Consider the following 10,582-nt stretch of genomic DNA (forward strand, 5'->3'; position numbering starts at 1 on the left):
ATCGCAAGACGCAGGAGTGTGACCTTGGACGAACATCGCGGCAGACTGACACGAGACGGCATTCGCATCCACGAGGATAGCGATTTCAAAGGGATGCAGGCCGCGGGCGATTTGGCCGCGGACATCCTCGATCGGATCGCGGAGCATGTTGTTCCGGGCGCCACGACCGGTGCATTGGATCAGCTTATCACCGATTGGGTGGAGGCCGCCGGCGCGACCTCGGCCACGATCGGGTACAAGGGCTATGAACACGCCAGCTGCATCAGCGTGAACCATGTCGTGTGCCACGGCATCCCCGGTGACAAGCTGCTCAAGGACGGGGATATCTTGAATATCGACGTCACCGTGATCGTCGACGGCTGGTTCGGGGACACCTCGCGGATGTATGTCGCGGGCAAACTGTCGCGCAAATCAGAACGTCTGATTCAGGTCACGCACGACGCGCTGATGAAAGGGATCGAGGCCGTGCGACCGGGCAACACGTTCGGGGACATCGGCCACGCCATCCAGGCCTATGCCGAAGGACACCGCATGGGCGTCGTGCGCGATTTTTGCGGTCATGGGTTGGGCCGGGTGTTTCATGCGCCGCCCAACGTGCTGCACTACGGACGACCGGGCACGGGGCCGACCCTGGAGGAGGGGATGTTTTTTACCATCGAGCCGATGATCAACTTGGGCCGCCCCGAAACCAAGGTGCTGGCCGACGATTGGACCGCCGTGACCCGCGACAAGTCGCTGTCGGCGCAATTCGAGCATTCGATCGGCGTGACGGCGACGGGCGCGGAAATCTTCACCCTGTCGCCCGCGGGCCTGTTCCATCCGACCTACTCCGCCTGACCCGCACGCGTCGTTAACCTGACGTTAACCTTTTGGGTGTCAGACGTGGTGCATGAGCCGTTTCGTATCCGATCAGCACCTGCGCGATGACGATACCCTCTCCGAAGCGCCAGGCCATGATCTTTTTGGAACGCCCGCTCCGGTGTCCGCGCGCTTGGTCCCCGCGCGCGCGGGCATTGTACCGCCGCCGGAACTTCCCGTGGACGAACCCGACAGCCGCCTGGCCCACCGGGCCCGCCTGCGCGCGCGGTTCATGCAGGGCGGCGCGGCGGCGATGCCAGACTATGAACTGCTGGAGCTGCTGCTGTTTCGCGCCCTGCCGCGCGGCGACGTCAAACCGCTGGCCAAACGCCTGTTGCGCATTTTCGGTGACCTGAACGCGGTCATGGCCGCCCCCGCCGCGCGGCTGGCCGAAGTGTCGGGTGCGGGTCAGGCCGTTGTCGAACAGCTCAAGATCATGGAAGCCCTGGGGCACCGCATGGCACGCGCGACGGTGATGGAGCGGCCCGTCCTGTCGTCCTGGGATGCGCTGCTCGCCTATCTGACGACCGCGCTGGCCCACCAGGACACCGAACGGTTCCGCGTGCTTTATCTCGACCGCAAGAACGTGCTGATCGCAGACGAGGAACTGGCCGAAGGCACCGTCGATCACGTGCCGGTCTACCCGCGCGAGGTGGTCAAGCGGGCCTTGGCGCTGAACGCCTCGGCCCTGATCCTGGTGCACAACCACCCGTCGGGCGATCCGACCCCATCGGATGCGGATATCGCGATGACACATGCGATCCGGGATGCGGCGGCGACGCTGGGCATCGTGCTGCACGATCACCTGATCATCGGAAAGGGGGCCGAAGTATCGTTTCGGTCCGAAGGCCTTCTTTGATCCGCAGTCTTCTGGCCTGAAATACCGTGGGGTCCGGGGCAAGGCCCCGGCAACCTCATGCGACCGCGTTCAGGATGTAATTCGCCGTCATCAAGTCCAGATGCGCCCCGCCGCCGTTCTTGAACAGCGTGATCTCATCGTCTGACGTCCGGCGCATTGCGTCTCCTTCGTAGTAGTCGGCGCGCACGTCCGTGCGTTGGATCACGCCCGCGGTGAGTGGGATCTTCAGCTCTCCGATATGATCCAGCGTCGTTGCCCGCGCGTCCACGAAGATCGATGCGCGGCGCAGGGCGTCGTCGTCCGCCTCCCGCATGTCGGGGCGGTAGGCACCGATCAGGTCGATGTGCTGACCGGGTTGCAGCCAGTCGCCATGCAGCACAGGCGCGGTCGTCATCGTGGCACAGGTGACGATATCGGCGTCCCGGACCGCGCGTTCCAGATCGGGTGCGGCGTCGATGTCATACGCCTGCGCGAAGGCGGTGGCGGCAGCGGCGGTGCGCGACCAGACGGTGAACCGCGCGCCCGGAAAGGTTGCGGAATACGCCTGATGCAGCGACCGGGCGACGGTGCCCGACCCCACGATCAGGATGCGCGTGCTGTCGGGGCGGGCGAGTTTGCGGGCCGCGTGAACCGAATCTCCGGCCGTCTTCCATTTGGTCACCAGCGCGAAATCCAGCGTCGCCGCCAGTGTTCCGTCGGAATCGGACAGAAGCGAGACCGCCCCCCCGATCGTCGGCTTGCCTGCGTCGGCGTTGCCCGGAAAGATCGTCGCGGTTTTGACCAATGCGCCCAGGCCATCGATCCAGGCGGCCCGGCTGAGGATGGTGTCGTCGCCGCGGTAAAGGAAGCTGTCTTCCACCTGCGCGCGGGGCAATTGGTGGCCCGCATCGAAGGCGCGACCCAAGGCGGTCCAGTCCAGATGCGCCTCCGCCTCCGGTCCGATGAAGCGGGGGGTCACGCGGCTTCCTGCGCCGTCAGCAGACCGTCGGCCACCAGTCGGTCGGCCCAGCCGCCCGGTCCGTCGAACAGATGCGCGTTCCAGCCGCGTGCCCGCGCCATGGCGACATTCGCATCGCGGTCGTCGGCGAACAGCAGCGCGGCCCCCGGCAGCCCGAGATCATCCTCCACCTGCCGGTAGATCTCCGGGTCGGGCTTGATGACGCCCATGTGCCCGGACACGAAGGCGCGGTCGAATTCCCCCAGAAAGTCGAAATGCCTCTTGGCCAGGTCGAAGCTCTCGATCCCGAAATTGGTCAGCGCGTGGACGGGCACGCCTTTCGCACGCAAGGCACGCAGCAGGCGGACGGATCGGTCGATCACCGGCGTCGCCAGCTCCAGCCAATTGTCGTGCCACATGCGGATCTCGTCCCGCCAGTCGGGTGTCGCGTCGGCCTGCGCATAGATGATGTCGCGAAACCCGTGGCCCAGATCGACCAGGTCGTTCATCGCATGCAGATCCACGGCCGCGAACATGGCGCGGCGGCGATCCTCGCCGATGGCGCGATCGTAGAATCGCTCGGGCTGCCATTCGATCAGGACATTGCCGATATCGAAGATCACGGCGCGGATCGCCGTCATGCCAGATGCTCCGCGTGGAAGGCCATGTGATCGGGCGCAAAGGTCGAGACGAAGAAATAGCTGTGATCATAGCCGCGCCGCAAATTGACCGTCGCCTCCGACTTGGTGTCGATCAGGGCGGTGGCGAAGGCAGCGGTGCCCAGCTTGTCGTAGAACTGATCCGCTGTACCGGTGTCGATCAGACAGGGCGGTAGGGTCGCACCCCCGCGCACCAGAAGCGTCGCGTCATGGGCCGCTGGTTTGCCGGTATAGGCGGTCAGCTGGGGCGTTCCCCAGTCGCTGGTCGACGGATTGCAGATGGGCGCAAAGGCGGAGACCGAGCGAAAGCGCGTCGGCTCTTTCAAGGCCAGGGTCAGGGCCCCGTGCCCGCCCATCGAATGTCCGGTGATCGCCTGCCGCGTGTCGTCCAGATCGAAGGCGGCGAAGACGATTTCGGGCAAGTCCTTGGTGATATAGCTTTCCATCTGGAACTGCGCGGCCCAGGCCCCTTCGGTCGCGTCGACATAGAACCCTGCGCCCTGCCCCATGTCAAAGGCATCGTCGTCCGGCACGTTTTCGCCGCGGGGCGACGTGTCGGGGAAGACCAGCGCGACCCCCGCCTCCGCCGCCCAGGCCTGAAGACCCGCCTTGTTCATCGCGTTTTCGTGCGTGCAGGTCAGGCCCGACAGGAACCACAGGACCGCGCCGGTCGCGACTTCGGGTTGAAACAGGCCAAAGGTCATCTGCGTGCCCGTCGCATCCGAGGAATGGGTATAGACGCCCTGCGTCCCCCCGAAGCAGCGGTTCTGGGACAGGGTTTTCATTCAGGTTCCTCCGGTCAGCAGGCCGATCACGACCGATACGGTGACGATCGACACGGCGGTCGACACCAGGATTGCGGCGCTGACCCGTTGCGGGGCCACACCGTAGTGCTGCGCTAGCATGTAGACGTTTCCCGCCACGGGCAACGCGGCAGCCGCAATCATCACCGTCGCGGCGAAGGGATCGGCGACGGGAAAGATGACAAGCGCGGCCAAGGCGACGGCAGCCGGGTGCAGCACCAGTTTGCAGAACGTCAGCCAGCCGGCGATGGACAGACGCTCCGCCGTCTTGCCGGCCAGCGACGCGCCGATCGCGAACAACGCACCGGGCGTGGCGGCGGCCCCGAGGATCGTCAGGAATTCATTGACCGGCGTCCACAGGTCACGCCCCGTGGACGACCAGGCGATGCCGAGGACGATGGACACGATCATGGGGTTCTTGATCAGGCCAAGGCCGACGGTTCGCAGGGTGGTGACCGACACGCGCCCTTCGCGCGAGCCGGTGATCAGAATCACGATGAGCGAGGAGAAGACGATCAGGTCTACCGAAAGCACCATCAGCATCGGACCGGCGCTTTCTGGCCCCAGCAGCAGGATGAACATCGGAATACCCAGAAACCCGACGTTGCCGATGATGGCGACCTGCGCTTCGACCGCCGCTTCGGCCACGGGCAGGCCACGCACCATGCCGACGGCCGTCGCGATCAGATAAACGGTGATGCAGCCCCAGAGGTATGCTGTGATGAACTGCCAATCCAGAATCTCGGCCAGGGTCAGATTGGCCGCGAAATTGAACAGCATCGCGGACAGGGCGAACCAAAACACGAACTTCGTGAGATAGGCCGTCGCCTCGGCGGTGAAGAATTTCGTGCGACCGGCGAAATATCCCATGGCGATCAACGCGAAGAAGGGAAGTGTTTTAAGGAAAATCGCCAGCATATCCGATGGCTATCGGGCGGTGGGGGGCCTGTCCAGCGACGGCTTAGCCTTGTTCGGTTCTGACCTGCTCGACCATACGGTCGGCGATAAGCCAGAGCGACAGCCCAAGGGCGATGGCCATGACGGCGCGCAGGATCAGACGGCGTTTCAGGATCGGCCCCGGATCGGGCGACGCGATGACGGTTCGGGCGTGGCGAACGGAGCGGCAGGCATGACGCATCGTGTCCGACGGCCAAGGTCCGCGCAAGGGTCGGCGGGGCTTGGCCGAAAGCGAAAATCCGCGAATTGCGCCAATGGGCCATGGGGTGCCAAGTTGACGTGCGGGCAGTCGCCGGAACCCAACCCGGTGCCGCAAATCCCTCGTGTCATTCGTCAGCATCCCCTCGGATGGCGCGATCTGCGGACGATTCTTGAGAGCGGATCGTCCGCAGATTTCGGAAATGATACTGAACGGTTTAGTACATATTTTTGTTGACCCGACTCAAATTGGGGATCATCTTTATGAGTATGAACTGAACGGTTCAGTCTTTTCAGAGGCGCATATCCAAGATCGGAGACTTCGTATGACCAAAACCTTCCTTACCGCATCTCTTATCGCGCTGATCGCGGCCCCTACTTTTGCGGTCGCCGATCGTATGGTGATCGACGACGACGGCTGGTCCATGGCCGAAGATCGACCCAAGGGACCGATCATCGAGATCGATGACGACGCCTGGACGATCGTCGACGCCCCGCGGGCCGTGTCCTCTCGTGGCGGCGGAACGCCGGGCGTCTGTTCGCAACTCGAATCCTCGGCCGGGCTGACCGGAGAGGATTGCGGCGTCCTCGATCGTGCGCAGATCATCAACCTGCTTGACGACAACTGACGCGTTGCGACGGTTCGGGCGGGCACATCTCCCGGTGTCCGCTCGTCCATTCTGTTCTATTTCGGAGGGCAGCACCGATGGGCCGCCTGACAATGACCTCTTGCGCCCTGCTCATCCTGTCTTGCGCGCCCGCCACGCCCAGGTCGCGGACCGTATACATCCCGGTTCTTGCCGCCCCGACGGAAGGGGCATCGGTCAACGACAGCAGTCCGCGCGGAACGACCGCAGGGCTCCGAATGTCGGGATGACCGACACGACGGATCGTGCCTGCCCCGTCGTCGCGCTTGTGCGCCGGGCATCTCCGTCTATATTTCCGTTCAATGGGAGCGGGAACATCATGAACGAAGCCTCGGTAATCAAGAAGGGGCGCAAGTTCGACCAGGTGCTTGCCGGGGCCCGCGACGTATTCATGGCCGATGGCTATGAGGGGGCCAGTGTCGATGCCATTGCCAAGGCGGCCGGCGTATCCAAGGCGACGCTCTACAGCTATTTCGCGGACAAGAGCCTTCTGTTCCTTGAAGTCGCCAAGACCGAATGCCTGACCCAGATCGATGAAGCGGCCCGGATCTTGGACGAGTACGACCATCCCCGGACTGTTCTGGCCGAGGCGGGACGTCGGATGATGGGTCTGGTGCTGTCGCCGTTCGGGCAGGCCATCTTCCGGATGTGCGTCGCCGAGCGCGACCGGTTTCCCGAACTGGGCCGGGAATTCTACCGCACCGGCCCCGAAGTTTTCCACGGCACCATGTGCGCCTATTTCGAACAGGCGGTGGAGAAGGGCGATCTGGTGATCGACGATCTGAAACTGGCTTCTGACCAGTACATCGAACTGTGCCATGCCCAGCTTTTCACCGAAATGGTGTTCGGCATCCGCGAACACGCCAGCGAGGAAGAAATCGCACGCGTTGTCGACGGCGCGGTCGAGACGTTCATGGCCCGGTACGGCGCGCAGCCGGCCTAGGTCGGGCGGACGCTGGCCGTGACGTAGTTCACCGACAGATCCCGCTCCGACAGCCGCCAGGTCCAGGTGACGGGGTTGAACACGAATCCCATCCGATCTTCCGCGCGCATCCCGGCCCGACCCAGCAGATCGAACAACTCGTCCGGGGTGATGAATTTCGACCAGTCGTGCGTGCCCTTAGGCAGCCATCGCATGACGTACTCCGCCCCGATGATCGCCATCGCGTAGGATTTCGGGTTTCGGTTGATGGTGGAGCAAATCATTATCCCGCCGGGGCGCAGCAGATCGTGGCACGCCGTCAGATAGGCCAACGGGTCGGAGACATGTTCCACCACTTCCATGTTGAGCACCGCGTCGAACGGCGCTTCGTCGGTGCGCAGCAGATCTTCCGCGCTGGTGTGGCGATAGTCGATCTTCAATCCCGACTGTTCGGCGTGGGCCCGCGCGACGGGAATGTTCCGTTCCGCGGCGTCCACGCCCACGACCGTCGCCCCAAGTCGCGCCATCGGTTCCGACAAAAGACCCCCGCCGCATCCGATGTCGAGGATGCGCAGCCCTTCGAACGGGCGGTCGAGCGTCAGGTCCCGGTCGAATTCCGCCGCGATCTGCGTCGTGATGTAATCGAGCCGGCAGGGGTTGAGCATGTGCAGCGGCTTGAACTTGCCGTTCGGATCCCACCACTCGGCCGCCATGGCCTGGAATTTTTCGATTTCGGCGGCGTCGATCGTGGTGGTCATGTCATCCTCCGGGTCTGTTCGGGTTTCGTGTTTCTATCGGTGGTGGTGCGGCTCGGGTAGCCTATATAGGATCGGCAATGGATCATATCACGCGACAGACCAGCGCGACCGCGCTCTACCCCGCCGTCGACCCCTTCGACCAGCGGATGCTGGACGTGGGGGACGGCCACAAGATCTATGTGGAGCAATGCGGCAATCCCGACGGCTTGCCGGTCGTCGTGCTGCATGGCGGGCCGGGCGGCGGATGCAGCCCAATGATGCGCCGCTTCTTCGATAAATCGGTCTGGCGCGTGATTCTGTTCGATCAGCGGGGCTGCGGCCGGTCGCGCCCGCATGCCAGCATTGCGGACAATACGACATGGCATCTGGTGGCCGACATCGAGCGTATCCGCACCGAGCTGGGCATAGACAAATGGGCTGTCTTCGGCGGCAGCTGGGGGGCGACGCTGGCGCTGATCTATGCGATCACGCACCCCGATCGCGCCGCCCATTTGATCTTGCGCGGCATTTTCCTGATGGAGCAGAGAGAATTGGACTGGTTCTACGGCGGTGGGGCCGGGGCGTTCTGGCCGGACCAATGGGCCCGGTTCCGTTCCATGATCCCCGAAGACGAACAGGGCGATCTGATCACTGCCTACAACCGACGTCTGTTCGATACGCCGCCGCACGAACAGGTGAAATTCGCGCGCACCTGGGCATCATGGGAAAACGCGCTCGCCTCCGTCCATTCACAGGGCCGCTCCGGGGAGCCGGGGGGCGAATACGCCCGCGCCTTCGCCCGCCTGGAAAATCACTATTTCACCAACAAGGGATTCCTCGATCACGACGGCTGGATCCGCGCCAACCTCGATCGGCTGGCGGGGATCCGGGGTGACATCGTGCAGGGCCGGTACGACATGATCTGTCCGCCCCTGTCCGCGCATCTTCTGGCGCAGGGCTGGTCGGGCGCGTCGCTCGACTTCGCGCCCTTCGCCGGTCACGCCCTGTCGGAATCAGGCATCACCGAACGTCTCGTCGCCGCCACCGACAGCGTTGGCCGTATCCACGCCGGAACCCTGCGGTTCTGACCGGACGACCGATCTAGCCCATCAGGTCGAGCGTCAGGGCCGAGGCGATGTGGCCCGTTGTCGTGAACGTTCCCCGGGGTTTGACATGGACCGTCAGAAATCCGTCCTGCGGCACGTCGAATGGCGCGAAGGGTTCGTCCAGCGCGGTCCAGAACGTGCCCAGAGCGACGGCATCGGCGGCAAGCAGAAGCGTCCGCGTCGTTGCAGTGTCCGTGGACCAGCCCCCACCCGCGGGTCCCGCCTGAAAATAGACGCGAATGTCGCAGCCCACGATATTCGCGTTCGAGGCCCGCATCAAACCGCCGAGCCCCGTGACTGTCGTGCCTGCCGATACGAACGGCCCAACCGCCTTCCATGCTTTCGCGGGTTCCATCCCCACCCCGCCGCCAGAGGCGTGGGTGCCCCCAGCGGGACCGGTCTCGGAATTAAAAGTTACCCAGCGGGTGTCCGGAAAGCACGACCAGCGACCGCCGACCGGAACGCGGTTCGATACGCGGGTGCCCGACGGAAATGACACCACACCGGTCGCGGGGTCCGTTGTCAGTGCCGTATTCCACGTCGACCCGTCGGCCGAGACCTTGACCGAAAACCCGTCCGTTCCGGCGCACCCCATTTCCGCCCGACCGGAAAAGCCAGTCTGGAACAGAAGGCTGCCGGTATCGCCCGGGTCCGCCTTGTTGATCTTTACCTGATGGCCGCCGCCATCATGCGTCAGCAGCGTGGCATCCGCAGCGACGCTCAGACGGTTGGTGTCATCGGCGGTGGCGTTGATGCCCAATGTGCGGATCTGGGCCGTGCGCCACGCCACGCCATCGAACGTCACGGTCGATCCCAAGGCGATCACATGGATCTGCCACCCCGGCGCTGGCGAAATGAAGGTCCAGCCGTCGCCTTCGCGCACCGCAAGGGTGCCGTCCCGTCCAGCCCAGTCACCGGTCGCGCCGGTCGCCACGATGTGCCTGTCGCCCTCATCCGGCAGCAGGGGCGGCTCCGTCAGGTCCAGGTCCAGCGCCACCGGCTGCACCAAGGCGTCCAACCGGCGCAGCGCTTCGTTGTGGGTGATATGCTTCTGGGCCTGTCCGCCTTGGATCAGGGGCAGGGACAGAATTCGTGTATTTTCCGACATGGGACGTCGCAGCCTCCGGTGATGTGAAGACCGGACACTCCGTCTGAACGGTTAAGCGGGCCTTAACCTCACGGTGAACCGTGCGCTGCGGCCGGCGGACCTAGACCTGGCGGGCCAGACCGAACGCCGCGCCGATCAGACCGAAGATCGTCTGGGTGGTCGTCACCGGGCTTTCGGTCACATAGACGAGGTCCTGCGGCATCACCTGAAAATTGCGGGCCGAGAACAAGCCGTCCGCCGATGTCAGGTCCAGCCCAAAGATTACGCGCTGGTTGCGCGGCCCACGAACGCCCGGCGACAGCGCCGATGCGGGATATTCGCGTAAGATCAGCACGCCTTGGGGATCGGCCCGGCTGTCCTTGACGCCGCCGATGATCGACACCGCGTCCATCGCGCTGAGCACGTCGCGGGTGAACGGGTGCAGCGCCTCTTGTCCCGCAGCCCCGACCGACAGGAAATACCGGTCGTCTTCCTTCACGATGACCTGGTCCCCGCTTTGCAGAAGGGTGTCGAGGTTCGGCTCGGCGTAAAGACGACTCATCGACGTGCCATAGACGCGTGATCCGCGTTGCAGACGGATCTGCGGGTTTTCCAGCCCCCCGTCCACGCCGCCGCCTGCGGCGATCAGGCTGAGAACCGTGTAGTTCCGGTCCGGCATCGGGAACGATCCCGCGCGGCGCACACCACCGACCAGATCGACCGAGTTTCCGCGTCCTTCCGTCAGTGAGAGTTGGACTTGCGCCGACTCCGCAACACTGGAGAGCGAATTCTGGATGACGTCGCGCGCCCGC

Annotated in this window: 12 protein-coding genes and 1 pseudogene; 5 read left to right on the forward strand and 8 right to left on the reverse strand. The window is 64.2% G+C overall.

Annotated features, from left to right (window positions below):
* The first annotated feature begins 24 nt into the window (after positions 1 to 24).
* Both map and radC read left to right on the forward strand, forming a co-directional pair.
* Positions 25 to 837, forward strand: a complete 813-nt coding sequence (map, locus tag JDO7802_RS06600) for a type I methionyl aminopeptidase (protein WP_055083824.1) — start codon at positions 25 to 27, stop codon at positions 835 to 837.
* Positions 838 to 889: 52 nt separating this feature from the next.
* Positions 890 to 1,717, forward strand: a complete 828-nt coding sequence (radC, locus tag JDO7802_RS06605; protein ID WP_083481054.1) for a RadC family protein — start codon at positions 890 to 892, stop codon at positions 1,715 to 1,717.
* Between the two features lie 55 nt (positions 1,718 to 1,772).
* On the opposite strand, the gene JDO7802_RS06610 is transcribed toward radC, so the two are convergent.
* The 5 genes from JDO7802_RS06610 to JDO7802_RS18230 are packed head-to-tail and all read right to left on the reverse strand — an operon-like array spanning position 1,773 to position 5,254.
* Positions 1,773 to 2,675, reverse strand: coding sequence for an ornithine cyclodeaminase family protein (locus JDO7802_RS06610; RefSeq protein ID WP_055083826.1), 903 nt, complete (start codon positions 2,673 to 2,675; stop codon positions 1,773 to 1,775).
* A complete protein-coding gene (locus JDO7802_RS06615; protein ID WP_055083828.1) occupies positions 2,672 to 3,295 on the reverse strand; it encodes an HAD family hydrolase in 624 nt (207 codons plus the stop codon). Before JDO7802_RS06615 ends, JDO7802_RS06610 begins: the two co-directional genes overlap by 4 nt.
* On the reverse strand, positions 3,292 to 4,098 hold the full coding sequence (gene fghA / locus JDO7802_RS06620; RefSeq protein ID WP_055083830.1) for an S-formylglutathione hydrolase: 807 nt from the start codon (positions 4,096 to 4,098) through the stop codon (positions 3,292 to 3,294). Before fghA ends, JDO7802_RS06615 begins: the two co-directional genes overlap by 4 nt.
* Entirely contained in the window at positions 4,099 to 5,034 is a 936-nt protein-coding gene (locus JDO7802_RS06625; RefSeq protein WP_055083832.1) for an AEC family transporter, read from the reverse strand.
* A 43-nt stretch (positions 5,035 to 5,077) separates the two neighbouring features.
* Positions 5,078 to 5,254, reverse strand: a complete 177-nt coding sequence (locus tag JDO7802_RS18230; RefSeq protein WP_187298105.1) for a hypothetical protein — start codon at positions 5,252 to 5,254, stop codon at positions 5,078 to 5,080.
* Positions 5,255 to 5,597: 343 nt separating this feature from the next.
* On the opposite strand from JDO7802_RS18230, the gene JDO7802_RS06630 reads away from it, so the two are divergent.
* Both JDO7802_RS06630 and JDO7802_RS06635 read left to right on the forward strand, forming a co-directional pair.
* Positions 5,598 to 5,900 (forward strand): hypothetical protein, encoded by a 303-nt coding sequence (locus tag JDO7802_RS06630; RefSeq protein ID WP_055083834.1) that lies wholly within the window; start codon positions 5,598 to 5,600, stop codon positions 5,898 to 5,900.
* A 337-nt stretch (positions 5,901 to 6,237) separates the two neighbouring features.
* Complete coding sequence (locus JDO7802_RS06635; RefSeq protein ID WP_187298106.1) at positions 6,238 to 6,861, forward strand: TetR/AcrR family transcriptional regulator; 624 nt, start codon at positions 6,238 to 6,240, stop codon at positions 6,859 to 6,861.
* Here the strand turns inward: JDO7802_RS06635 and ubiG are convergent.
* On the reverse strand, positions 6,858 to 7,598 hold the full coding sequence (gene ubiG, locus JDO7802_RS06640; RefSeq protein WP_055083836.1) for a bifunctional 2-polyprenyl-6-hydroxyphenol methylase/3-demethylubiquinol 3-O-methyltransferase UbiG: 741 nt from the start codon (positions 7,596 to 7,598) through the stop codon (positions 6,858 to 6,860). The two genes, JDO7802_RS06635 and ubiG, sit on opposite strands and share 4 nt — an antisense overlap.
* Positions 7,599 to 7,675: 77 nt before the next feature.
* Here ubiG and pip point away from each other — a divergent pair, with 77 nt between their 5' ends.
* Complete coding sequence (gene pip, locus JDO7802_RS06645) at positions 7,676 to 8,665, forward strand: prolyl aminopeptidase (protein WP_055083838.1); 990 nt, start codon at positions 7,676 to 7,678, stop codon at positions 8,663 to 8,665.
* 13 nt (positions 8,666 to 8,678) lie between these two features.
* Here the strand turns inward: pip and JDO7802_RS06650 are convergent, their stop codons facing one another.
* Positions 8,679 to 9,791 (reverse strand): DUF2793 domain-containing protein, encoded by a 1,113-nt coding sequence (locus JDO7802_RS06650; protein WP_055083839.1) that lies wholly within the window; start codon positions 9,789 to 9,791, stop codon positions 8,679 to 8,681.
* Between the two features lie 100 nt (positions 9,792 to 9,891).
* A pseudogene (locus tag JDO7802_RS17600) lies at positions 9,892 to 10,582 on the reverse strand (polysaccharide biosynthesis/export family protein); the annotation flags it as partial.

The sequence above is a fragment of the Jannaschia donghaensis genome (genome assembly GCF_001403795.1).
Classification (GTDB): Bacteria; Pseudomonadota; Alphaproteobacteria; order Rhodobacterales; family Rhodobacteraceae; genus Jannaschia; species Jannaschia donghaensis.

Excerpts from the sequence above, each read along its gene's own strand:
- radC (WP_083481054.1), top strand. The coding sequence starts at position 890 with ATGAGCCGTTTCGTATCCGATCAGCACCTGCGCGATGACGATACCCTC.
- JDO7802_RS06615 (WP_055083828.1), bottom strand. The coding sequence starts at position 3,295 with ATGACGGCGATCCGCGCCGTGATCTTCGATATCGGCAATGTCCTGATC.
- fghA (WP_055083830.1), bottom strand. The coding sequence starts at position 4,098 with ATGAAAACCCTGTCCCAGAACCGCTGCTTCGGGGGGACGCAGGGCGTC.
- JDO7802_RS06625 (WP_055083832.1), bottom strand. The coding sequence starts at position 5,034 with ATGCTGGCGATTTTCCTTAAAACACTTCCCTTCTTCGCGTTGATCGCC.
- JDO7802_RS18230 (WP_187298105.1), bottom strand. The coding sequence starts at position 5,254 with ATGCGTCATGCCTGCCGCTCCGTTCGCCACGCCCGAACCGTCATCGCG.
- JDO7802_RS06630 (WP_055083834.1), top strand. The coding sequence starts at position 5,598 with ATGACCAAAACCTTCCTTACCGCATCTCTTATCGCGCTGATCGCGGCC.
- JDO7802_RS06635 (WP_187298106.1), top strand. The coding sequence starts at position 6,238 with ATGAACGAAGCCTCGGTAATCAAGAAGGGGCGCAAGTTCGACCAGGTG.
- ubiG (WP_055083836.1), bottom strand. The coding sequence starts at position 7,598 with ATGACCACCACGATCGACGCCGCCGAAATCGAAAAATTCCAGGCCATG.
- pip (WP_055083838.1), top strand. The coding sequence starts at position 7,676 with ATGGATCATATCACGCGACAGACCAGCGCGACCGCGCTCTACCCCGCC.
- JDO7802_RS06650 (WP_055083839.1), bottom strand. The coding sequence starts at position 9,791 with ATGTCGGAAAATACACGAATTCTGTCCCTGCCCCTGATCCAAGGCGGA.